This window comes from Coleofasciculus sp. A1-SPW-01 (assembly GCF_040217205.1).
Taxonomy (GTDB): domain Bacteria; phylum Cyanobacteriota; class Cyanobacteriia; order Cyanobacteriales; family Coleofasciculaceae; genus Coleofasciculus; species Coleofasciculus chthonoplastes_A.
On sequence record NZ_JAVJNP010000128.1, the window covers coordinates 25530 to 51153 of the forward strand.

At 42.1% G+C, this 25624-nt stretch carries 18 protein-coding genes; 13 read left to right on the top strand and 5 right to left on the bottom strand.

Annotated features, from left to right (window positions below):
* Positions 1 to 24: 24 nt before the first annotated feature.
* The 11 genes from RH949_RS19490 to RH949_RS19540 all read left to right on the top strand — a co-directional run bounded on the left by RH949_RS19490 (position 25) and on the right by RH949_RS19540 (position 18133).
* Entirely contained in the window at positions 25 to 2067 is a 2043-nt protein-coding gene (locus tag RH949_RS19490) for a polysaccharide biosynthesis protein (RefSeq protein WP_446355443.1), read from the top strand.
* 26 nt (positions 2068 to 2093) lie between these two features.
* Complete coding sequence (locus RH949_RS19495) at positions 2094 to 4079, top strand: O-antigen ligase family protein (protein WP_446355445.1); 1986 nt, start codon at positions 2094 to 2096, stop codon at positions 4077 to 4079.
* Positions 4080 to 4591: 512 nt separating this feature from the next.
* Positions 4592 to 5887: an ABC transporter ATP-binding protein gene (locus RH949_RS19500; protein WP_446355447.1), complete on the top strand. Its 1296-nt coding sequence runs from the start codon at positions 4592 to 4594 to the stop codon at positions 5885 to 5887.
* A 288-nt stretch (positions 5888 to 6175) separates the two neighbouring features.
* Positions 6176 to 7381, top strand: a complete 1206-nt coding sequence (locus tag RH949_RS19505) for a class I SAM-dependent methyltransferase (RefSeq protein WP_446355449.1) — start codon at positions 6176 to 6178, stop codon at positions 7379 to 7381.
* Positions 7378 to 9708, top strand: a complete 2331-nt coding sequence (locus RH949_RS19510) for a glycosyltransferase family 4 protein (RefSeq protein WP_446355451.1) — start codon at positions 7378 to 7380, stop codon at positions 9706 to 9708. Before RH949_RS19505 ends, RH949_RS19510 begins: the two co-directional genes overlap by 4 nt.
* A 143-nt stretch (positions 9709 to 9851) precedes the next feature.
* The gene (locus tag RH949_RS19515) at positions 9852 to 10544 is read left to right on the top strand and encodes a glycosyltransferase family 2 protein (RefSeq protein ID WP_446355453.1); all 693 of its coding nucleotides are present in this window, start codon (positions 9852 to 9854) and stop codon (positions 10542 to 10544) included.
* 9 nt (positions 10545 to 10553) lie between these two features.
* A complete protein-coding gene (locus tag RH949_RS19520) occupies positions 10554 to 11888 on the top strand; it encodes a hypothetical protein (protein WP_446355455.1) in 1335 nt (444 codons plus the stop codon).
* 58 nt (positions 11889 to 11946) lie between these two features.
* Complete coding sequence (locus tag RH949_RS19525; RefSeq protein WP_446355457.1) at positions 11947 to 14028, top strand: hypothetical protein; 2082 nt, start codon at positions 11947 to 11949, stop codon at positions 14026 to 14028.
* A gap of 56 nt (positions 14029 to 14084) precedes the next feature.
* Positions 14085 to 15776 carry a hypothetical protein gene (locus RH949_RS19530; RefSeq protein WP_446355459.1) on the top strand — a complete coding sequence of 564 codons (1692 nt, stop codon included), beginning with the start codon at positions 14085 to 14087 and terminating at the stop codon, positions 15774 to 15776.
* Positions 15777 to 15806: 30 nt separating this feature from the next.
* Positions 15807 to 16958, top strand: a complete 1152-nt coding sequence (locus tag RH949_RS19535) for a glycosyltransferase family 4 protein (RefSeq protein WP_446355461.1) — start codon at positions 15807 to 15809, stop codon at positions 16956 to 16958.
* Between the two features lie 26 nt (positions 16959 to 16984).
* Entirely contained in the window at positions 16985 to 18133 is a 1149-nt protein-coding gene (locus RH949_RS19540) for a glycosyltransferase family 4 protein (protein ID WP_446355463.1), read from the top strand.
* 92 nt (positions 18134 to 18225) lie between these two features.
* Here the strand turns inward: RH949_RS19540 and RH949_RS19545 are convergent, their stop codons facing one another.
* From RH949_RS19545 to RH949_RS19565, 5 genes are all read right to left on the bottom strand, one after another.
* The gene (locus RH949_RS19545) at positions 18226 to 19197 is read right to left on the bottom strand and encodes a 30S ribosomal protein S1 (RefSeq protein ID WP_006104517.1); all 972 of its coding nucleotides are present in this window, start codon (positions 19195 to 19197) and stop codon (positions 18226 to 18228) included.
* Between the two features lie 262 nt (positions 19198 to 19459).
* A complete protein-coding gene (gene nrdR, locus RH949_RS19550) occupies positions 19460 to 20032 on the bottom strand; it encodes a transcriptional regulator NrdR (protein WP_446355465.1) in 573 nt (190 codons plus the stop codon).
* 212 nt (positions 20033 to 20244) lie between these two features.
* Positions 20245 to 20340 (bottom strand): photosystem II reaction center protein T, encoded by a 96-nt coding sequence (locus tag RH949_RS19555; protein ID WP_063712032.1) that lies wholly within the window; start codon positions 20338 to 20340, stop codon positions 20245 to 20247.
* 148 nt (positions 20341 to 20488) lie between these two features.
* Positions 20489 to 22018, bottom strand: a complete 1530-nt coding sequence (gene psbB / locus RH949_RS19560) for a photosystem II chlorophyll-binding protein CP47 (RefSeq protein WP_446355467.1) — start codon at positions 22016 to 22018, stop codon at positions 20489 to 20491.
* A 251-nt stretch (positions 22019 to 22269) separates the two neighbouring features.
* On the bottom strand, positions 22270 to 22605 hold the full coding sequence (locus RH949_RS19565; RefSeq protein WP_044210415.1) for a hypothetical protein: 336 nt from the start codon (positions 22603 to 22605) through the stop codon (positions 22270 to 22272).
* Between the two features lie 364 nt (positions 22606 to 22969).
* Between RH949_RS19565 and RH949_RS19570 the strand changes: the two genes are divergently transcribed.
* On the top strand, positions 22970 to 24112 hold the full coding sequence (locus RH949_RS19570; RefSeq protein ID WP_044210413.1) for an AI-2E family transporter: 1143 nt from the start codon (positions 22970 to 22972) through the stop codon (positions 24110 to 24112).
* A gap of 54 nt (positions 24113 to 24166) precedes the next feature.
* The gene (locus RH949_RS19575) at positions 24167 to 25366 is read left to right on the top strand and encodes a homocysteine biosynthesis protein (RefSeq protein WP_446355470.1); all 1200 of its coding nucleotides are present in this window, start codon (positions 24167 to 24169) and stop codon (positions 25364 to 25366) included.
* The last annotated feature ends 258 nt before the right edge of the window (positions 25367 to 25624 follow it).

Here is a 25624-nt window from a genome sequence, read left to right on the forward strand (position 1 = left end):
TAAAGTTCCCACTACGAACCTTTTGTGCAACTGATAGGCTTATCTGTGGGGAACAAAAGTGATCCTAGCCAGGACGTTAAAGCCAATGTATCATACCTTGTTGCAGCCAGTATCGCCTTAGAGGTGCCGTTCATGCCCCAAAAAAGGCTCTTTCCTTCCGCATATCGATTGGGACAACTCGGACTCGATGGATTTGTAGCTTGGTCAGCTTTTAGCCTTGCTTTTTGGTTCCGCTTTGATGGTCATATTCCCGCTTCTCACCAAACCATGGCTTGGATGCTTCCCCTCTTGGCGATTCCAGGGCGTCTGCTGTTTCACGCCACGTTTGGTCTGTACAGGCAAGTCTGGCGTCTGTTTGGACTTAAAGATGCCACCACCCTTTGCCAGTCCATCACCCTCTATTCGTTACTAATTCTAGTCATCACTCGCTTACTGATTCCCCGTTTTACCTCCTTTTCGGGAATTCCCTTGGGTGTGGCTGTGATTGATTGGAGTTTTTGTGTAATGGGGATGATCGCCCTGCGCTACGCCCGTCGTCGGTTTGTCCGTTACCATCCACGCGATCGCACGGCTTCACCCAAAGATCCCCAGCGGGTACTATTAGTCGGTGCGGGGCGGGCAGGATCACAAATTGCCCAGGAAGTCAACCAAAATCGCCAGCTTAATCTGGAAATTCTCGGCTTTCTGGATGATGATCCCACGAAGATAGGACGTAAAGTGGAAGGTATACCCGTTCTCGGTATGACATCCCAACTTGTACCCATTGCCAAACGCCTCAACGCCGATGAAGTGATAATTTCTATGCCCTCGGCTAAGGCGTCCCAAATCCGCAAATTGGTGGAACTTGCCCAAGGTAGCGCCCTGAAGCTGAAAGTGTTACCGGGACAAGCCGAACTGTTGTGCGATCGCTCCCTGACTCCCCAAGCTAGACCCATCCAAATCCAGGATATCCTGGGACGTCCGGAGATTAAACTGGACTTTGCCGATGAATTTAATCAGCAATTTCCCTCCGCGCGATCGCAAGTCTATCAGCGCACGGTTTTGGTTACGGGTGCAGGCGGTACGATTGGCTCAGAAATCTGTCGCCAGCTTGCCCGTCTGGAACCCCAACACCTCCTATTACTGGGACGCGGGGAAAATAGTATTTTCAATATTGAACAAGAACTACGCCGCGACTTCCCCAACCTGAAGGCGACACCAATTATTGCCGATATCCGCCATCAGCGTCGTATCCAGACCATCTTCCAAACCTGGCAACCGGAAATTGTCTTCCATGCAGCGGCTCATAAACATGTCCCCTTAATGCAGCATAACCCCACTGAAGCCCTAGAAAACAATGCTTTGGCGTCGGCTCATCTGGCACAACTGGCGGAACAACAGGGTGTAGATACCTTTGTCCTCATTTCTACCGACAAAGCCGTTGATCCCTGTAACTTTATGGGCTTAAGCAAGCGTTTAGCTGAACTCTTGGTTAAAGCGTGCGCCGCCAAAAACCAAACCCGCTTTCTCGTGGTGCGCTTTGGCAACGTTTTAGGAAGTCGTGGTAGTGTGATCCCAATTTTCCAGGCACAAATTGCCAGAGGTGGTCCTGTCACCGTCACTGATCCCAATATGACCCGTTATTTCATGACCACTCCCGAAGCATCTCAGCTTGTGATTCAGAGCCTTGCTGTGGGACAATCCGGTCAAACCTTAATTTTAGATATGGGTCAACCTGTGAAAATTTTAGACTTGGCACAACAAATGATCCAGTTAGCGGGTTTCATGCCAGAACGGGATATCCCAATTAAAATTACCGGATTGCGTCCCGGTGAGAAATTGCATGAATCGTTAGTCTGTGCTACAGAACAAGTCATACCCACCGCTCACCCCAAAATTTTAGCAGTTTCCAGTCAACCGCCAGCACCCTTATCCCAGCAAAAGGCGATCGCGACTCTCTTAGACGCGACTACGGCTAGCTTGCCTCCTGACTGTCTCTGGAAAACCGCTCAGCATTGTATTACTGTTCTGGAAGATTACCCTGTCTGTAAACAGTCAGCAATGGAACAAGAAATCGGCAACAGATAATACTTAAGTTCAATGTATATTCGCTGATGACTAAGGTAATAAATTTTCACTTTTTCGCTTCGACGATTTTTCTGATTACTTGCTTCATTATTCAAGCTTTTTTCAACGCTTATAACGCCTTGCCTTGGGTTAATGTTGTCCTATTTCTAGGAATATTGATATCAACGGTGGTTCATCCTCTCTATGGTATCGGTATTTTAGTATTTTTACTTCCCTTCACAGCTGGTGTTTTTCCTCAAACTCAAGCCCTATTTAATATCGCCATTCCCATGGCAGATATTTTGAGCCTAGATTGTGTAATTGGGGTTTTATTCGGGCTATTTATTATATATGTTTTTACCAAGCGATTAAAACTTGATCGAAATACAGACTGGGATCAAGCTAGGATACTTGAATCCCTGCTAATTGCTTTTCACCTTGTTATCATTATAACCGTCGCGATCGCTATATCTCGCAATCTTTACCAGTCTGTATCTCCTTATTCGCTTAAAGGATTTTTTTACAATCTCGCTAATATCCGCTACCTCAGCTTTCATGATGACTATTTTCCGCTCAGAGATCTGGTTATTTTTACGGCTGCGATTACACTCAGCATCAGGTTACTCAACCTAATCCGCACTCCGTCACAGTTAAAACAAAGCCTCTTAATACCTCTGGCTATAGCGACAACTATCATTTTAGGTTATGCGCTGTGGTCAAAGTTAACGGGACTTGGCTACAACAGAGACGGTGTCGCGCTGGGTGTCAACAGCTTCCTCCCCGATATTCACGCTTATGGAGGATATGCTTTAGCCGCTGTTATGGGGGGACTCTATTATTTAAGCAGCACTAATGTCCTGATTAAATGGATAGCCGGGGCTTTTTCATTCCTGGCGGTTGCTGGAGTCGTTGTTAGTGCTTCTCGCTTTGCGATCGTCATGTTAGGTATTGTCGTTATTAGTTATTTATTTTTTGTTTTCCGGACTACAAACCGAGGTAAGGCAACAACAGTTTTATTGGGGTTGATTCTAGTTTTAGGGACAGCTTATTTAAGTGTTAATTGGGATAACAGAGGCTTATTTAGCCGACTTTATTCAGTGTTACAATCTCAGTCATTTGAAGACTTCAACACTGCCCTAAGTCAGCGCCCTGAAATATTTCGTTCCAATCTATTAATGTATAGCCACTATCCCATTCTGGGTTTAGGTAAGGGCATTTTCTATCGCCAAAGTTCAATTGCTGAGTTTAGCCAGTCTGATTTCTTTGCCACATATAATGGAGAAAATGCTCATAACTATTTTCTGCAAATTCTCGTGGAAACAGGTCTGGTTGGGTTAGTTGTTTTTTGTTATTTATTTCTTTACCAAGGTCTGTACCTAAGAAATCGATCCACGGAAATTATCACTGTCCTGATAGTGGGACTATTTTCGGGAAATCTCTATGGTCATTCCCTGTTGATCCCCAACCTGCTTTTCTTACTGTTTATCTTGCTAGGAGCATCCAATGTAGATGAACAACGCGAAAAATCCATTTCCCCGACGATCCGGCTTATACCATTGCCTAAAGCTTGGCGTTATGTTCTGATAGCCATGACAACAGCCCTAGTCGTCGGAGCGATTTATGAAGTAAAAACTAGCTATGGTAAACTTCCGTTCCAATCAGAGTTTTTCTGTTACAAACCTGCTGAATATAGCGATCGCCAGACTAGCGGTCTGTTTAAAGAAACCTATACAGTCACTGAAAATTATCTCAAGCTCAATTACATTGTCCATCATGCCGATGCTCAAAGGCGTCCTTTGACCCTTGACTTCAACTTAGAACAACAAGGACAAACGATTGCTTACTACCAACGCTTGATTAATTCTCCAGGTGAGTATCAGGAAACTTTGGATATCTCTCAATTAAAAACAGGCTCTAACATCTCAATACAAATTAAAACATCAAGGTGCTTTACTCCGATTAATTTGGGAGTTAGTTTAGATAAAAGACCTTTGGGTATTCAGTTAAATAAGGTTTTTCAGGATAGCAGATAACTTCCAGGCAGGTAACTCACTCAGGCTTCTTTCAAAAATGCAATTGATTTAGAAAAAAATTGCTACATTTTAACCAAAACATACTCTTATTCGCTCTGATTTATGCTCAGTAAAATAAGTACAAACTATACCCACTATACCCAACAACTGACCTCCCCTAAGCTGGGTCTGTGCGTAAGTCCTAAAGATATTGGAACTGTACAGGGTAAGAAGCGGTCAGTACTGGCAAGACTCAAGGAGCATGTCATCTTTGTCGGTTGGGTTGAGGCATGTAGACTTTCACCTTCTTTTTGAGTAACCTAACTTCGCACGGGTTACCTGTGGGGTAACGCTTACACTCTACCCAACCTACAAGAAAAGAACGTTTTGTGCTATCCCTGACATGCTCCCAAGGCATTGCCAGGTGCGCTAGGCGAGTTTATTTGATACTGTTTTAATGTGGTGTGTGAATTGAACAGCGACGCGATTAGCGTGAGCTGATGTCCTCTAGAGGTTACTAAAACCGTACTGGTGTGATGAGTGAGATAGCGATTTCATTGACAAATGTCTCCAAGTGCTATAAGCGCTATAACCGTCCCCTAGATAGACTCAAAGAAATAGTACTGCCAGGAAAGAGCCGCGCCCAAGAGTTTTGGGCATTGCGCGATATTAATCTGGAAGTCGCCCAAGGGGAGACTCTGGGCATTGTGGGGCAAAATGGTTCAGGGAAAAGTACCCTGTTGCAGATTATCGCCGGAACGTTGACACCAACGACAGGTGAGGTGTGGGTTAATGGTCGAGTTTCCGCCTTGCTGGAACTCGGTAGTGGGTTCAACCCAGAATTTACCGGACGACAAAATGTCTTTTTTAATGGTCAAATTCTGGGGTTAAGTCGGGAAGAGATAGAAGCGAAGTTTGATCGCATTGCGGCTTTTGCGGACATTGGTGACTTTCTTGACCAACCCGTTAAAACATACTCGAGCGGCATGGTAGTGCGTTTAGCATTCGCGGTTGTGGCGAATTTAGAGCCGAAAATTTTAATTGTAGATGAAGCCTTGGCTGTGGGAGACACAAGATTTCAAGCTCGTTGTATGAAGCGAATACGCCAGCTTAAAGAGCAAGGAGTGACAATATTGTTTGTCTCTCATGATTCCGCTAGTGTTAAAATGCTTTGCCATAGAGCCGCCTTAATCAATCAGGGTTCAATCATAGAAGTTGGCAGTCCTAAAATAGTCATCGACTCCTATATCGCCCTATTAAGTTCAGCCAATAAACACGATGAAAAAAATATAACTTTGGCAAGGGATAGGTTGGATAAAAACAAGTCGATGGTTGCATTTAATAACTTTACGCAAAACTATCACAACACAGATTTATATAGGCATGGCAACCAACTTGTCGCTATTGATAATGTAAAAATTTGTGATTTACATGAACGAGAGATAACGAAAATAGTAACGGGTTCGATTTTCAAGATTGTCGTTTCTTTGGTATGTAATGCCAAGAATTCAGATCTAGTCATAGGGATTTCTATTAGAAACTTAATGGGATTGGTCATGTATGGAACTAACACAAATTTAATGAACTGTAAATTGCCTAACCTAGAACTAGGACAAAAAATGAGTGTAACTTTCCAGATTCCATGCCATTTAAATAAAGGAATTTATACGGTAACAGTCGGCATACATTCAGAAGAGGGTTTGAGTTATGACTGGATCAATGATTTAGTTGTATTTGAAGTCATGAACGACAATCAATGTGAAGGATTAGTAGATCTTAATGCCAATATTCGTGTAAAAAATACCGAAGTTGCCTATCAACTTCTTTGAGTAATTACTGTTTACCGTATTGAGGCGACAATGATTTGAATATAGCAATCCTATTTAGGTTGTGGCAATTTTCAAAACTGAAACCCTTGCTATACCTGAGTTTAAAGCCGTTAACTTGTGGCATCCTATTTAGGATTGCTATAGTAGCGACGGGAGTAAAATCATGGATAATATGGTACGATCAGAATACCTCATATCACCCAACAAAAAATTAACTATTTTTTTTGGGTTAGTGGTGATAAAAAAAACTTATAATTTTGCATAATCTAACAGTCTTAGTCTGATAGTATGATTGAGTCAAATAATCCGGAAATTAACGTTGATGAATTAATAGAAAAGATTAAGGTAGAGGTAGCTAGAACTCAGGAGCGACCTGTTGAGGACAGTTTTCAAGTTCCTGCTATAAGTCCAATCATTGATAGAACAATTAGCCAAATAGAAGCTTTGATAGCTAGTGCTGAATTTAAGTCTCAAATTCGCACAGAATTGCCAGATAGGTTGAATCGTTTTCCTTTCAATATCAGTAGACGGTTGCAGAAACTTGTCCTGAAATTGTATACCTTTATATTTAAAGAACAACGAGCTGTTAATTTTGCCTTAATCCAAGCTCTCAGAGAGTCTCTGGTTCTCAATCAACAGTTGAGGGATGCTCTTCAGTCACAAATCACGGCTATGAATGAGCGATACATCAGACAACAGAGTCAGATTAACTATGATTTAGCACAACAAAAGCGGCTCATTAGCCTTTTCTTAGAAAAGGCGTGTCAACATCAGCCCGAACTATTGAGTCAAGAGCAGTTTTCCAACTGGGAAAAGGAATACCAGCACTTGTCAGATAAGTTTTATGTAGCTTTTGAAGACCGATTTCGTGGCAGTCGCGAAGATATTCTCAATCGGTTAAAATTCTATTTGCCCATAATTAAGGAGGCAAAAGTTGGTCAGTCAGATACCTCACCAATTCTAGATGTGGGATGTGGACGGGGTGAATGGCTGGAATTGCTGCGTGAATCCAACTATTTAGCAAAAGGATTAGACATCAATCGCATGATGGTAGAAGAATGTCAGGCAAGGAAGCTTGAGGTAATTGAGTCTGATGCTCTCTCTCATTTGCGAACCCTACCCGATTCTAGCTTAGGAGCAGTGACAGGGTTTCACATTGTTGAACATCTCACTTTTCCAAAGTTAATAGAGCTACTAACTGAAGTTATTAGAGTTTTGAAGCCAGGGGGGTTGGCTATTTTTGAGACTCCCAATCCTCAGAATTTTATAGTGGGGAGTTGTGACTTTTACAGTGATCCAACTCATCGTTCTCCAATTTTTCCAGAAACTCTACGATTTATTTTGGAATATCAAGGATTTTACCGTGTTCAATTACTCTATTTAAACCCTGTGGAAACAAGCCCTTTTGATTCTAAAGAAGAACCGGAATGGCAGATTCTTCGTAACTGGTTCTATGGTTCCCGAGATTATGCTGTTATTGGATATAAGCGATGAAACCGTTGGCAATTGTAATTCCTTGGTTTGGTAAAGATTTGAAAGGAGGAGCTGAGCAACAGACATGGCAGGCGGCGACACGCCTTGCCTGTAGAGGTCACAAAATCGAAGTATTAACAACCTGTTGCCGCTCATTTATGGATAATTGGGCAGTCAACCATCTCCAAGCTGGAGTTACTCAAGAACACAGTATAAAGATTCGCCGCTTTCGCGTGGATCGTGCTGATCATGAAACCTTTAATCGAGTAAACCATCGGATGCTTAACTTGCCCTCTTCAGCGTTAAAACCTGGAGTCAATCCCGTCACACCAGAGGAAGCTGCTATATTTTGTTCGGAAAATATAAATTCAACTGCTTTACTCAATTATATTAAAAAACATCAGAATTTCTATCAATCATTTTTGTTTATCCCTTATCTTTATGGTATTATTTTAAATGGATTGCCTTTAGTGTCCAAGAAAGCATTTTTACAACCCTGCTTGCACAATGAAGTCTATGCTTACTTGCCTCAAGTAGCTAATCTTTTTCATTCGGCAAAGGGATTGTTGTTGAATAGTGAAGGCGAAGCTCAGCTAGCCATACATTTGTATGGTCCTGGAATTATTCCTAAAATCACTGTGGTGGGAGAGGGAGTAGAGATTGATAAATCCCCCACTGAACAAATAGATAAGCTAGAAAAAATTTTAGAAAAGAAAGACCGTTTTGTCCTTTATTTAGGTCGCCGCGATTTAACCAAAAATCTAGATTTATTAATAAAAGCTTATGCTAAGTTTAAGCAGAACTATGGAGAGTCTAGCCTCAGGTTAGTTCTAGCTGGTCCGGGAAGTAAGTCTTTTAACAACTCTGTTCCAGGTTTAGTTGATTTAGGGTTAGTTGACGAGAGAGACAAGAAAGCTTTATTGACTCACTGTACCGCTCTGTTACAACCTAGCCTCAATGAAAGCTATTCCCGCGTTATCATGGAAGCTTGGTTCTACGGGAAACCTGTTGCTGCTCATCGAGATTGTCTAGCAACCAAAGTCACTGTAGAATGCGCCCAAGGGGGTTGGCTGGCTGGGTCACAGAGGGAATGGGTAGACTTGATGGTTAAGCTTGACCAGATGGCAGAGGAACAACTGGCAAAGTATGGTGAAAATGGTCAAGCCTATGCCAAAGAAAATGCGGTATGGCATAAAGTAATGGAACGGTATGAAGCGGTGTTGGAATGTACTCAAGGAACCGTAGCTGTTCCAGCTCAACCCAGACGTCAGAAACTACAGGAAATTCACCAGCTCCTACCTGGTTTTTCCTATGGGGATGCTATCTCTAATCAAGTTTTGGTGATCAGAAATTACTTGCGCCGTTGTGGATATAAGTCAGATATTATAGTCAAACATTTAGATCGGAAAATGGCTCATGAAGCGAAAAAATTTCCTCAAAACATTAGTTCTCAAGCTGGCTTGATCTACCACCATTCAATTGGCTGTGAAGTTACAGATTATGCGATTGCCCACCCAGGTACTAAATGCATGATTTATCACAACATTACACCTGCTGAATTCTTTCGACCCTATCGACTGGAGGTGGCTAATCTGTTGGAAAAGGGTAGGAAGGATTTAAAACAACTTGCCCAGGATTTTCCCATGTCACTGGGAGTATCAGCTTACAATGCTGACGAACTGGCAGCATCTGGGTTTAAAAGTCCAGGAGTGCTACCAATTGCTATAGATCCCAGCCAATGGGATATGTCCGCAGATGCTGCATTGATGAGCCAGTTACAAGATGGTAAGACTAATTTGCTATTTGTCGGTCGAATCGTGCCAAACAAGCGCCACGAAGATCTGTTGGAAGCCTTTGCTCATTACCTGACAATGGATCGAGAAGGGCGATTGATTTTAGTAGGAGAGTATGCTCCCAATGAACCCTACTACCGCCGCATTCTTAATACTATTGACAAGTTTTCCCTCGATAAGTATACTCTAATTCCAGGCAAAGTAGATGAGACCCAACTATTAGCTTTTTACCGGACTTCTCATCTATTTTGGTCGATGAGCGAACATGAAGGATTTGGCGTTCCTTTAGTTGAAGCAATGTGGTTTGATGTTCCTGTGTTGGCTTATAAGAGCAGCGCTATCCCGGAGACATTAGGTGAGGCAGGGCTAATGTTTACTCATAAAAACGAATTGGTGAAAGTAGCTGCTTTGGCAAAGTTGTTGGTGAAGGATGAAGAACTACGAGCCAAGGTAGTTGCTGCACAGCACCGGAGGCGAGAAAATTTTACACAGGAGGTAGTACAGCAAAAACTGGATAATTTAATTCTAAAGTTGGAATATGGCAATAACTCATAACTATGATTGTCTTGATAGGCATAAACAAAATCTTGGTGTCTACTGATAGGGATTAAAAATATTGCCATGCCATTAGTTAATAATAGTTTTTTGCCATCAGCAATAAATGAAAATATTTAAGAGAGTTTCAGAGAAAAAGGAAAATGAAGTTATCTGTTATAATACCTTGTTTTAACGAAATTGGGACAATTAGTCAAGTAGTAAAAGCCGTGAAAAACTCCCCCGTTAAGGATTGTGAGATTGTTATAGTTGATGATTATTCAACAGATGGAACCAGAGAACTTCTTCGCTCCCAAATGGAATCTGAGGTTGATCAAATCCTCTATCATAAAAAAAATATGGGAAAAGGTGCTGCACTGCGAACTGGGTTTGCTGCTGCAAGGGGAGACATGATCATTGTTCAAGATGCCGATTTAGAATACGATCCTCAAGAATATCCCATCCTGATAGAGCCGATTCTTAAAGGAAAAGCAGATGTTGTTTATGGTTCTCGTTTTCAAGGTTGCGGTCCTCATAGAGTTGTTTACTACTGGCATAGGGTAGGTAATGGATTGCTAACCAGCTTGTCTAATATGTTGACTAATATTAATTTAACCGATATGGAAAGTTGCTATAAAGTATTTCGTCGCGAAGTTATTCAATCAATCAAAATACAAGAACATAGGTTTGGATTTGAACCCGAAATAACAGCTAAAGTGGCTAAAATGGGATACCGGATTTACGAAGTTGGCATATCTTATTATGGTCGCACATATAAAGAAGGTAAAAAAATAGGATGGAAAGATGGGATATGGGCTGTTTATTGCATCATAAAATATAACCTATTGGTGAGATAATTTTTGATTATGATTAACTTTTTCAGATCTAATCTAAATGAAAAAAACTTAGGACTTATTTTAATAGGACTTGGTTTAATTGTTCTTGCATCTTCTCTCAATTTTGAAATTGTGGGTGACGGAGCTGTAAGGTTCTCTGCTATTTCAGAATTGGTAGAGCAGAACCAAATTTCACCAACAAAATATTCTCTCGTCAGCTCTATTTTTTCTATCCCCTTTTACTGGATTGGTTTTTTCTATAAATCTCCAATTTTTTGGTGTGCCAGGTACAACTACTTTATCTTTATAATCGGACTAATTTTTTCTTATAAAATTCTATCAAATTTTTTAGATAGAGGCATTTTAATTAAATTTGTTTTACTGCTGATCATCGGGTCTATGTTTCCTCATCATTTAAGGCATTACTATGGGGAAGTATTTACGACAATATTTGTTTTTGTTGGTATCTTAGGCGTGACACTTATTCAAACAATTTGGATGTGGATGTTCTTAATATTGGGAATAGTAAATACTCCAGCTACCATAATGGGTTTTACCTTAGTAGTGCTAGAACGTATATGGACTAACAAACGTTTGAGATATTGTCTCTATTTAGCTTTAACTATTTTTATTATCATTTTGGAATCCTGGATTCGTCGAGGTAATCCTTTAGTGAGTGGATATGAAGGAGAGCATGGTTATAAAACTGTTCTACCTTATTCAGGTAAACCGGGTTTTAGTTATCCTTTTTTATTCGGTTTAATTTCGATTTTATTTTCATTTGGTAAAGGTGTTTTTTTCTATGCCCCTGGTCTCTTTCTTTCTGTCAAACCCTATAACTCAATAATTCATCCATCAGTCTACAAAAGTTACAGGTTATGGTTATATTTTTTAGCGGGATTAGTAGTTGTATATGCACGTTGGTGGGCATGGTATGGAGGAGTATTTTGGGGACCTAGATTTTTTCTGTTCGCTTCAATCCCAGCATCTTTTTCTGTTGCCTTGTGCTTACACTATAAGAGCAAGCATACCTTATCTAATCTGCTGACCTTGATAGTTCTTATTTGGTCAATTTGGGTAGGTGTGAGTGGTGCAGTTTTTGGTGAAGCAAATATGGGTATATGCTTTGAAAATAACTATCAACTAGAGTTTCTATGCTGGTACGTGCCAGAATTTAGTGCGCTACTACGACCCTTTGTAGAGCCTGTAAACCTAGAAGCGAGACATATTAAAATAGTAGTTTATGGGATAGCCGTATTCATCTACTTAGGTTTCCCAATTCTGAAATTAATTATTAATCAAATTATTTTTACATTAAAACATAATCAAAGAGAATATCTCAAATTCAAAGATTGGAAATTTTAGATTTTGAGTAAATTACATAGAGTAAACTAGCAAGTAAGTATAGAAAACAACATTATTTATGGACAATAAATACTTTAAAATACAATCATTGTTTGCACACATTTTTTTATGCGGTATAGGAGTTTTTATCGCATTCCATCCGATGCTTATCAGTGGTTTTTCATTAATGCAAGCTGACCCTGGAGACACAAGACTTAATAATTATTTCTTAGAGCATTCTTTTCAACTTCTGGTCAACAGTGACTATATTGGTGATGTATGGTCACCCGCATTTTTTTTTCCGTACAAAGAAGTATTAGCTTTTTCCGATAACCTTTTTGGTTCAGCCCCCATATATTGGTTATTTAGAACATTTTGTTCATCAGATCTGGCATTTCAGTTATGGATGATTGCCGTCTGTATTGCTAATTTTGTTAGTTTTGCGTTCCTGATGCAAAAACTCAAGGTAGGTCATGGACTCAGTGCTTTAGGTGCTTTCCTATTTGCCTTCAGTATGCCTCGAATTGCAAAGATTGGGCATCAGCAGTTACTTCCCCAGTTTTTTACACCTTTGGTTTTCCTAACCTCATTAAAGTTTATGGAAAAGCCAACCATCAAACGACTTTGTTTGATACTATTACTCACTTATTTACAAATATTATCAGGAATTTACTTGGGCTGGTTTTTGATATTTAGCTTACCTATATTTTGGGGTACAGCGTATAAAATAAACTCACAAAATAGAGATCTATTGATAATATTTTGGAAAAATAATTATAAAAAAATTATTGGCATTGCTTTAGGCTGGTTATTATTGACAGTTTTTACTTTGAGTCCTTATTTAAAAGCCAAGTCAGTGTTAGGAGGAAGATCCTATTCAGATGTAGACCCAATGATTCCACGAATTTCCTCCTGGTTTTCAGTTCAACCCGGTAGTCTTTGGTCATCTTTACTCGGTTGGGTTTCCCGTGATTTACCTATGCAAAATGAACATTATTTATTTGCAGGATTTACATTACTTGGTTTGACTGGGCTATCTTTATATACAATCCTTCGGTTAAAGTCTATATTGAGTTTTCAGAACTATCGAATGATTAAAATTTGTTTAATTACTTTTATTATAATATTCTGCTTATCATTACGGTTACCTTTTGGATTAACTATATGGCGAATTATTTATGAAGTTGTACCCGGGGCTTCTGTTATTAGAGCCGTGAGTAGAATATGGACTATTGCTTATTTTTATTTACTAATTGCAGTTTGCTTAAATTTGGATTCTATTTTAAAGGTTTTAGTAAATAATAAATATTGGCGTTGGCTAATAGTAAGTGTGGTTTGCCTTCTCAGCGTGTCAGAGCAAATTGTTTTAAACCCACCTAACTATGAAAAAGCCCCCTTGATACAAGAAGTTGCAGAACTTCGTGACTTAATGCAGAATAACTGCGATGTTGCTTATGTATCGTTGAATCCTGCAAGACCTTTTTGGGTAGACCAGCTAACTGCAATGTGGGCTGGCATTGAAGCCAATGTACCAGTCGTTAATGGCTACTCGGGTAATGAGCCACCGAACTATGGAACTACGACGGAACCGATGGATACAGCAATGATTTTACATTGGCTTGATATAGCGGGTAAAAATATTGAAGGAAGATTTTGTATGATCTCTTCTACTTCAGGTAAAAAAGCTGATATTCTGATTTCTAACTATGCCATACAAGAAACTACCAGCTTTTCAAAAAAATTCACCTCGGCTACACTTCAGTTACCACTACAACCAATATATTCTCAGATTATAACTGTTCTGGATATTACCCAAAATCCTGTTTACACAAACTCATCGATGCAGGTAGTAGCTTTAGTGGAAAACAAAAGTAATTTTCTATGGGTTCAAGAAGGTGAGAATTCAACTAATTTTTCTTATCGTTGGATAGATGCCAATGGCAAGTTAGTTGAGTTTGATGGAGATGGCGAACGCACCAGTTTACCATGGGATGTTTCACCCAAAGAGTCCTTTGCCGTAAATGCAATTATCCGTACACCTCCAACTCCTGGAAAATACCAACTTATTCTAACGATGGTCAAAGAGAATGTAGCATGGTTTAATGATAAAAACGCCAGTTATCCAGTAATTTACATGGATGTTGTTTCTCCAGAAACATAACTAAGGTCAGTAAAATAATTTAAGTGAAGTTAAGTTGAAATGGTTTATTCAAAAAAATGAAACTAAAATTACTGCTTATTTACATTTTAATTTTTATAGCATTTTCTGTTTTGTCGGTTGTTTTTTGCTCCAGATTCTTTTCGTGGCAAGATCTATCAGGGCATGCAATGACAAAGGGGGATCCAGCTTTAAATGCTTGGGCTTTACAATGGGTTTCTCATTCTCTTGTAACAAATCCTGTCAATATCTTTAATGGTAATGCATTTTTTCCTAATTCTAATAGTATTGCACTTTCAGAACATCTGTTTTCACTAGCAGTTGTAAATGTCCTCTTTAGAGGGATTTCTGGATCTCCATGGTTTGGCTATAATTTAACTATTTTTTTGTCTTATATTTTTTCTTGTATTGGTGGATTTTTTCTAATTAAATACTTGACAAATTCAATCACGGCAGGTTTTTTGGGGGGGGTTTTTTGGGGCTTCATGTTTTTCCGTATTCATCACATTGGACACTTGAATATTTTATCATTTCAGTGGATTCCATTCATCACATTATTTTTAATTAGTTTTCTTAAAAAACCAACTAAAAATAATACAATATTATTATTGTTTTTCTTTATAATGCAATCTCTTGTTAGCTGGTATTTAGCAATTATAACGATTTTTATTGTGATTTTAATTTTTCTTTGTATGATACATCAAAATTTCTTAAAATTTGAGAATTTAAAATACAGTATATTTAGTGTATTAACTTGCGGAATAGTTTTATTTATATTTGCTATACCCTATCTAAAAACTGCAAGTAGTTCATCTCTAAATGAGCGCATTATCAATACACTTTCCTCAGGGGATAATGTTTCAATACTTGATTATATAACGCCTCCTAAAGCAACCTATTTAGGACAATTCATCCCAAACAATCCTTATTGGATTTGGGATGAAAATACTTTGTTTATAGGTTTTATACCTTTGTTGTTAAGCTGTGTTTTTGTTTTAAACACCTTAAAAAACAACTCTAATATACGAATACTTATTTTAGGTATATCTCTCATTTTAAGTGGTTTAATATTTTCTAGCGGATTCTATTCCCATAAGTTCAATACACCTCTGCCTTTATTTTATATCGCCAAAATTTTGCCCTTCTTGAGTGCTATAAGAGCAACACAGCGATTTTCGTTAATGATTTATCTAGGAGTGCTTATCCTATCAGGATTGGGCTTAAAGGTTTTATTGAAGCACTGTCGAACACCAGTCATGAAAGGTATAGTTGGAATATCTTTATCAATTATTTTTATCGTTGAAGTTTTTCCCTATAAACTTCCTTTTAACTCTAATAATCAGTATCACCCAAGTGTCATTGACCAATTCATAGCCACTCATCTAGGCGAGAAGGCATCTGAAGTGAGGCTACTACATTATCCTATTTTCTATTTTTTACAAGAATACCCTGTAGATGAAGCAAAATACATGGTAGATTCAACTCTTCATTGGGCAAAAATTGTGAATGGTTTTAGCGGCGAAGTACCTCACCGATTTATGGAAGACATGAAAATTTTAAATAAGCTACCTGATGATGCTGCGGTTGCTTGGTTGCAGAAATATAATATTGATTTGATTGCTATTCATGAAGAAACTCCTGATGAGCAACGCCGAGCTATATTGAACTATTTTAGAAGCATTAAAAGCTCTACAATATTAGAGTTTGAAATTGGAAAGGAGTATTTGATAGACTTACGGAATGTATTGTAATGTATGCACAAAAATTGAGTTAAATTACCAATGCTAAAAGTTTTCATTGATGCTACCCCCTTATCTCCAAAACCAAGTGGGGTTAGTTTTTATGTAGCCAACCTAATTCACTACCTATATAAACTGCAAGTCCACCAAGACTTTCAACTAGGAGTAACTTATCAACCTCGCTTAAAAGACTGGCTGCGCCAAAATTTAGAGTTTCCGGAATCTCTCAATCCTTATCCCAACCGCTATCTCCTACCTTTACCTGTGCGAATCACCAACTTTCTCTTAGAGAATTTTACCGAGTTCTTTTCTCTTTACTTAGACTCTTGCTTACCGTTGCCCACTATTATTCATGGCACTAACTACAATGTGTATCCCTATCAGAATAGCTTGAAAGTGATAACTATTTATGACCTCACTTTTATCAAATACCCTAATTACACCGATTCAACGGTAAAAACCTACTTAAAGCGCATAAAACAATGTCTCCAGTGGACAGACTTAGTTTTGACCATTTCAGAAAATTCTAAAAAGGATATCATTGAATACCTAGATATAGATATTGAGCGTATTTATGTTACCCCCTTAGCCAGTCGTTATCATTCTAATCGCCTATCCATTCCATCTTATACATCTATCAACTACAACTTCTCCCACCCCTATATCCTCTTTGTCAGCACCATCGAACCCCGAAAAAATATTACTACTTTAATTTCTGCTTTTAACCATCTTAAACAAAAATATAAAATCGAGCATCATCTAATTCTCATCGGTCAAAAAGGCTGGCATCACAAACCTATATTTGCCGCCATTGAAAACTCTCCCTGGAATCACCATATCCATCATCTTGACTACCTCTCGGATGAACTTGTCGCCCTTTTCTACTCTAAAGCTGATGTTTTTGTCTATCCCTCCCACTACGAAGGATTTGGTCTTCCGGTTCTGGAAGCCATGACCCTAGGCGCCCCTGTGGTTACCTCCAATACCTCCTCTCTCCCGGAAGTCGCTGGAGATGCAGCCCTTCTCATTGACCCCAACGACCCCATACAGTTAGCTGAGGCTATCTTAAAAATCATCAGTGACGCTCAAATCCGCCAAGACTTAATTCAAAAGGGTAAAGCAAGAGCTAAACTATTCTCTTGGGAAAGAACGGCGCAGGAAACCCTAAACGCCTATAAATCTCTACTCAGTTAATCAAATCTTCAATCAACTCTTTAACCTTGTCTTCCCCCCTACTAATCAACCTCTCCATTCTATTTTCCCAACCCACTGGTATCGCCACCTATGCAGCCAACCTATTCCCCTACTTAAAACCCCTGACTCCCACCCTCCTCATTTCACCCGTCGCGTCAAACCACTTCCCCCTAGCCTCTGACTTTCACAGCTACCCTGTTCCCGCCAATCTCAGCCCAGCCCAAGGAACAAAGGGTCACTTCCGTCGCCTGTTATGGACTCAATTTCAACTTCCCCGCCTCTACCACACCTTAAACGCCTCTCTCCTCTTTTCTCCCATCCCCGAAGCGCCTCTTTCTAGCAATTGCCGCTATGTCGTAATGGTTCATGATCTGATCCCACTCCGCTTTCCCAAAGCTAACTCCCCCCTCACCCCCTACTTCCGTTACTACATCCCCCAAATTCTCACCCAAGCCCAACATATCCTCTGTAACTCCACCGCCACCGCCAGAGACATTACCGACTTTTACCCCATCCCCGCTACCAAAATCACACCCATTCCCCTCGCTTACGACACCAACCACTTTCGCCCCCTCTGCGCCCCTCTGCGCTACCCTCTGCGCCCCTCTGCGTTTCCCAAAAATCCCAATGAAGCGACTCATAATCCCTACTTCCTCTACATCGGACGCCATGACCCCTATAAAAACCTGCACCGACTGATCAACGCCTTTGCCACACTTCCCAACTGCAGCGACTATGAACTGTGGCTTGCTGGGTCAAGTGACAAACGATACACCCCTAAACTTCAATCCCAAGCCCAACAACTGGGTTTAAGCCATCAAGTCAAATTCCTCGACTATGTTCCCTACAACCAACTACCCATACTTCTAAATAACGCGATCGCACTTATTTTCCCCAGTCTCTGGGAAGGCTTTGGACTCCCGGTTCTGGAAGCCATGGCGTGTGGGACTCCGGTAATCACCTCCAACCTCTCCGCCCTCCCAGAAGTCGCTGGTGATGCAGCTATCCTAGTGAACCCTTACAACACCTCAGAACTCGCCGCCGCGATGCACACTATCGCCACCGACAGCCAATTGCGATCGCGCCTTAGCACCCTCGGACTTCAACGTGCCCGTCAATTCAGGTGGGCAAAAACTGGACAGAAAACGGTTGAAGTTCTACAAAACTATCTTTAATTAAAAAAAAAGAGGGATTTACCCTCTGTTCAAACCCAAAAAATTTTTGCCCAAAAAATTATTGGATGTATAAACCTGTCCTGACACCGGAATTACTCTTCCGTCGCTGACACAAACTCTTCTTCTTCAATCGCCTCTTCTTGAGATTCAGGATTAACGCCTTCCTGTTGTGCCAGCATCTTCTCCCGATACTTCTGAGCCATTTCTTCTGCCTTATCGTAGACTTGATCCCGATTGTTGATCATATCTCCCGGTTCAGGTTCCAACTGCTTCGTTGACAGCGAAATCCGACCGCGTTCGGCATCCAAGTCAATGATCATCACTTTCAATTCATCATTGACATTAAACACACTATGAGGCGTGTCAATATGATCATGAGAAATTTCTGAAATGTGTAGCAATCCGCTCACACCACCAATATCAATGAACGCACCGTAAGGCTTAATACCCCGTACCGAACCAACGACCACTTCACCCACTTCTAAGCGGTTCATCTTGCGCTCAACCAAAGCGCGACGGTGAGAGAGAACCAGGCGGTTTCGGTCTTCGTCTACCTCTAAGAATTTCAATGGCAATTCTTCGCCGACTAAATCTTCTTTCGGTTTGCGAGTGCTAATGTGGGAACCGGGAATAAAGCCCCGTAGCCCTTCAATGCGAACCAGCGCCCCACCTCGGTTTGTGGCAAAAACCAAAGAACGAACGGTTGCGTCTTCAGTTTGAAGCTGGCGCACCCGCTCCCAAGCCCGCATATACTCAATACGGCGAATGGAAAGGGTAAGCTGTCCATCTTCATTCTCGTCAGTCAAAATGAAAAATTCTCGCGTTTCATTTGACTGCAATACTTCTTCGGGAGCGTCAACCCGATTAATTGACATCTCCTGTATGGGAATATAAGCGGCGGTTTTAGCACCAATGTCAATCAGAGCGCCTCTTGGCTCCAGACTGAATACTGTACCTGCGACAATATCACCCGGGCTAAAGTGATAATCATATTTGTCCAGGAGGGCGGCAAAATCGTCGTGAGTGAAGCCAATATCTATTGTATTTGTGTTCTGACTGAGCATGCGCGTTGTGTTTCCTTGTTTAATCTCCGTAATGACTATGCCTCCTGTCGATGTACTCGCACGTCGGTATTGTGCCACCTACACCTACATTGCTTTGTCTCAACCTAACCTTATTTTAAAAGATTTAATAAAGTCCAGACAGGTAATTATAACTCAATCTGGATTGCCCTGTTGAGATCGAGAAGTAAACAAAACTTTATCAAATCAGATAGACTGGAGCGTGAAATGATAAAACTGCTGTGTAATCAGGGTTCAGCGCCTCTTACCGTAAAACCTGTTGCTCCTCTGACGCGGGAATAACCAGGGAGGCTGATGTCTCCGAATCATCCGACTCGTTGGGGATAGCTGGTGGTATCGGGGATATCTCTGGATTATCGAGTTCAGTATTATTTCTGAGATGCTCTAAGGTTTCGATAAAATCGCGAATGCCCTGAAACTTCCGATAAACTGAAGCAAAGCGGACATACGCCACTTCACTCTCATGTTGCAGGTAGCGTAGGACTAGCTCACCGACTTCATCACTGGTAACCTCCCGCCCATAGTGCTGCTGAACTTCAGCTTCAATTTCATCGACTATCGCTTCTAGGCGTCGTTGGGAAACTCCTGTTTTCTCACAAGCCCGTACCATTCCCCGTAATAACTTAGAACGGTCGAAGGATTCTCGCTTACCATCCCGCTTCAGGATAGTAATCGGCACAAATTCAATCCGCTCATAAGTCGTGAAGCGATGTTTACAAAGCAAACACTCCCGACGACGCCGAACACTTTGTCCTGCTTCTGTTGAACGGGACTCCAAAACGCGGCTGTCGGTGTGCTGACAATAGGGGCATCGCATAATAGCAAGTCTTTTCCGACTGGTTAAATACAGAAAATTGAGCCGATACGAGTCTATCTAATGTTCTCCTGCTCGAATCCCTGTCGGCAAAAGTAATCAGATAGACTCCTGTAGGCTCAGGGTATCCTAGAGAGCTGATCAAATTCACGATCAATCATAATCATCAGGGAGACGATGGCGCTCTCCAGGAGAGAAGACAGCGCCACAGGGATCTACTTTTCAATCCGAGGTGGTTCCCGGAACGCGATCGCAAAAAACAGAACGCCTAGAGCGCCAATCAAAACAAAGATATAAATGAGGCTTTCCATGTCACAACTTACCCAATTATCTGCTGTACTACCAGTTTACCTTGCTCAGTCAACCACAATAGCGAAACAGGCAAAAGAAAAATTAATTTTTCTCTTGCCCTCCATGATTAGGGTAGAGACGCGCCATGGCACGTCTCTACTGCAATATTTAGACCGCTTCTTTTTTCCGAGTGGTCTTATCACCCACTTTCTGGAACAGACCGAATTCGACTTGTTCGTCTAGGTCAGGATCAACCCCAGCAAATACATCTCGAAACAGAGTCCGGGAACCATGCCAGATATGACCAAAGAAGAACAACAGCGCAAATACGGCATGACCGAATGTAAACCAACCCCGTGGACTGGTACGGAATACCCCGTCGGAGTTTAAGGTTTCCCGATCAAATTCAAACGGTTCACCCAGTTGAGCTTTACGGGCATACTGCTTAACAGTAGCGGGATCTTCAATGGTTTGACCATCCAAAAGACCGCCGTAGAATGTCGCGGTAACACCAGTTTGCTCAAAGCTATATTTCGATTCAGCCCGTCGGAAGGGGATATCCGCCCGCACCACACCATTGGCATCGGTTAAGACAACCGGGAAGGTTTCAAAGAAGTTCGGCATACGGCGCACCGTCAATTCCCGACCTTCGCCATCAGTAAATACCGGATGACCTAACCAAGCTTCGGCAATACCATCACCCTTGTCCATCGGACCAGTGCGGAACAAACCGCCCTTAGCCGGAGAGTTGCCAATATAGTCGTAGAACGCCAGCTTCTCCGGAATCTGATTCCACGCCTCTGAGGGGCTGGCTCCGTCTGCCATCGCCATTTCCACACGGCGATCAATTTCTTCATGGAAATAGCCTTGATCCCATTGATACCGGGTTGGACCAAACAGTTCAATCGGCGTAGCCGCAGAACCATACCACATCGTACCCGCCACCACGAACGCCGCAAAGAATACAGCGGCAATACTGCTAGAGAGAACGGTTTCGATATTCCCCATCCGCAACGCTTTAAACAGTCGCTCTGGGGGTCGAACCGTCAAGTGAAATAACCCAGCAATAATTCCGACAATCCCCGCAGCGATATGATGAGCCACGATACCGCCTGGGTTAAAGGGGTTAAATCCTTCTGGTCCCCAGGCTGGGGCTACAGGTTGAACGCTACCCGTTAGACCATAGGGATCAGATACCCACATTCCCGGACCAAACAGTCCAGTCTGGTGAAACGCCCCAAAGCCAAAGCAGAGAAGACCAGACAAGAACAGGTGAATGCCAAACATTTTTGGCAAATCCAGCGCCGGTTCACCCGTGCGAGGATCTCTAAACAGTTCTAAGTCCCAGTAAACCCAGTGCCAGCAGGCGGCTAAGAACAACAGACCTGCCAGAACAATGTGAGCAGCGGCGACGCCTTCAAATGACCAAAAGCCGACATCTGTCGCTGTTTCGCCACTAATACTCCAACCCCGCCAGGATTCAGTGACCCCTAAACGCGCCATGAACGGCATCACGAACATTCCTTGACGCCACATGGGGTTGAGGACTGGATCACTCGGATCAAATGTGGCTAGTTCGTATAAAGCCATCGAACCAGCCCAGCCTGCCACAAGGGCAGTGTGCATCAAATGCACAGCAATCAGACGCCCTGGATCATTCAGGACGACTGTATGTACTCGATACCACGGTAGTCCCATCGACTACGCTCCTCCTAGAGATAGAGTTTCTACTTTGACGCTTCTTTTGCTAAAGATGTTAGAAATTGATCTTACCCGCCTAAAAGCGTGAACTGATGACCTTTTCCGGTTATCCTTCATGTTTCAAACAGCTAGGCGGGTTAGTCTTGACTTTAAAGAAGTGTAACTTTTGTTAGAAACGATTGCAAGCACAGGGGACGTTTTGACCCAACGTAGAGACGTAGCATGCTACGTCTCTACCCAATCGCTGATCACCCATCGCTAGTTTCTGAGGAGAGATTCAAAACACTCGGCGCTGTGGTCAATCGCTCAACCACTTGTTCTGCACTCATCAAGCGTTTGAGGACAACTTGACCAATAGTTTTGGCGGATTGGGGTGAAGCATCCGGTGTCGGTTTAACTTCTACCATCAATACCGCATCCTCAACCCGATATAGCCATAACTTTTCCCCCTGTTCCAAGATGCAAAGGTTGAGGCGGATGATTTCGGGTTCCCGTCGCCAAGCATTGACATTCCAAAGTCCTCCAAACTCCCAAACTCGTCCCACAGTCCAGCCATCGGATAGAAAAAAGTACTTTACAGACATTTGTATTACATTACACTATAGAATTTGTGTTCTAGTGCATCATGGCAAAAGTTGTTTTTTTGTTTCAGTCTGTATTGATGATAAGAGAGATGGGCCAGATCAGGCAGATTAGTTCGATCAGGGAAAATGGGGGAGATAGGCACAGATGGGGGAGATAAGGGCGGGTTTGACCAAATTAATAGCCAATAGGAAGTCGGACACAATTGAAGTTAAGCGTGAGGACAAGGGGACGGGGAACAGGAACAAGAGACTCGTAAAATTTTACAATTCTTAACTCAGGTAACAAAATTTAAAATTTGTGTCCAGATACTTAGCTTTCCCATTTTCAAGCATGATTAAATCAGAATAGCTTGGAGGTTGGGCAATGAGTCTGGGTAAATGGATTGGCATACTGGTTTTTATCATTTCACTATTTGTTTTGTGGCAAATTAGGCAGATTATCATGCTTATATTTGCCGCAATTGTGATATCTAATGCCTTAAATATTCTGGTAGAACGATTCCAGCGATCTGGAATGCAGCGTTTTTTTGCGGTTCTGCTTTCGCTTTTTCTCCTCCTGTGCATTTTGGTCGGATTTTACTTCCTAATTGTCCCTCCTTTTGCCGAACAATTTTTACAACTGAGTGAGTTGGTTCCTCAGGGTATAGAACAATTAAGCGAGTGGATAGAAGCTTTAGAAGCAGATATTTCATCGGGATTACTTGATCAGTATATCCCAGATATTAACCAATTACTACAACAGCTTCCTCCCTTGATTAATCGGGTATTAGGGGGCGGATTCACGTTTTTCAATAATGCTTTGGGTGTCCTCCTGAATAGTTTGCTTGTTCTGGTATTAACACTGATGCTCCTTGCCGATCCTCACCCTTACCGAAAAAGCTTTATTCGCCTTTTTCCGTCATTCTATCGGCGTCGAGTTGATGAAATTTTGCAGCGGTGTAATGAATCGTTACGGGGATGGCTGGCGGGTATTCTATTTAATATGGCAGTCATTTCGTTGTTAAGTTTTTTCGGCTTACTGTTGTTGGGAATTCCCCTAGCACTGGCACAAGCTACGTTGGCAGGGATTTTAACATTTATTCCTAATCTTGGACCCGTCGTGAGTGTGATCCCACCTATTGCGATCGCGCTGCTAGATTCGCCCTGGAAAGCCATTGCTGTATTGATTCTATATATTGTGATTCAGCAGGTTGAAAGTAATTTACTCACACCGTTAGTCATGGCGCAACAGGTATCCCTGCTACCCGCTATAACATTGCTCGCCCAGTTATTTTTCGTCACCTTCTTTGGATTTATAGGATTATTATTAGCCCTTCCCCTAACAGTAGTGGCTCAGGTTTGGCTCAAGGAGGTTCTCGTCCACGATATTCTTGACGAATGGCGTCATCCGAGTCACAAGGATGCTCAACCTGTGGCAACAACGTTTGCTGTTTCTCCCACTGCTGATATGGTAAGGGATGAGGGAGCTGGGGAAGCTGGGGAAGCTGGGGAAGAGGATTACCAATGAACCATGAACAATCAACAATGAACCATGACCAATGACGAATAACAACTTTTTATCGTGCGAACCCTAGCTGAAATCAATGATAAAATTCACCATCGTCGTGCAGTCGTCTGGACGGTCGAGGAATTAAAAGCGCGAGTCGCCGATATCGGTGTCACCCAGGCGGCTAAGAATGTCGATGTGATTACCACAGGTACATTTGAGCCAATGGAGTCATCGGGCGCGATTATTAATTTAGGTCACACAGACCCCCCGATTAAGATTCGTAAATGCTGGTTAGATGGTGTACCTGCTTATGCTGGCTTTGGTGCGGTGGATTTGTATTTAGGCGCGACTCAAGTTGTGGACTCTACCGATATGGGAGACCTGCCAGAGATCGAGGAATCTAGAGAACGGGGTGGTTCTCATGTCATTGAAGACTTGATTGCCGGTAAACCCGTGCAATTGCGGGCGATTGGACAGATGACTGACTGTTATCCTAGAGCCTCTTGTGATACGACGATTACTCGCGAAACGATTAACCAGTTCTATCTCTACAATCCGCGCAATCTCTATCAAAATTTTATCGTCGGCGTCAATGGGGGCGATCGCCTCTTGTACACTTATCTGGGTCCGCTCCAGCCCAGATTAGGCAATGCAGTCTACTCCAATCCGGGAGCAATTTCCCCGCTACTTAACGATCCCGAACTCAAGCTGATTGGGATTGGTACGCAAATTTTCTTGGGTGGGGGTATTGGGTACATCGCTTGGGAAGGAACTCAACATTTTCCCCTCCAGAAACGTCTTCCCAATCATACCCCCATTGGTCCAGCCGCTACATTGGCGTTAATTGGAGATGCCAAGCAGATGAATCCCAAGTGGGTACGGGGTTGCTACTTTAAAAATTATGGTCCGTCTCTGATGTTGGGCGTTGGTGTACCCTTACCTGTCTTGAGTGAAGAGGTGGTTCAGCATTGTGCTGTATCGGATCAGGATATTGTCGCCCCAGTGGTTGATTTCTCGATTCCCCGTCGCGTTCGCCCCACCTTCGGATTAGTCAGCTATGCCCAGTTGAAGCAGGGGCGCATTACTATTGACGGCAACTCTGTGCGGACAGCACCTTTAGCAAGTGTATTTCGGTCACGGCAAGTTGCTTTGGAATTAAAGCAATGGATTGAAAGGGGCGAGTTTACGCTTACCGAACCCGTAGCATCCATTCCCATGGATCGTTCCTTTCTGCCTCAAGACCGCTGGGGTTCTCAACTGAGTATAGATTGACGCTCCCCCGGATCTCGGACTTCGGACGTTCGGCGAGCCCTCAGACTTCGGAGAGCGCTTCGTCCCTCGGATAAATCACGAGGGCTTTCACCTTCGCTATTTTGTAAACTAATCCCACAACTTTAGGTCGTGGGATTAGCAGTCATCTGTCATCTGTCATTTGTCCTTTGTTATATTAACACTTTATTGTTAATTTCCTCATAGCCGCCCCTAACTACTACTTCTACCTCATCGGTGAAGCGCAGGATGGGCGGCATA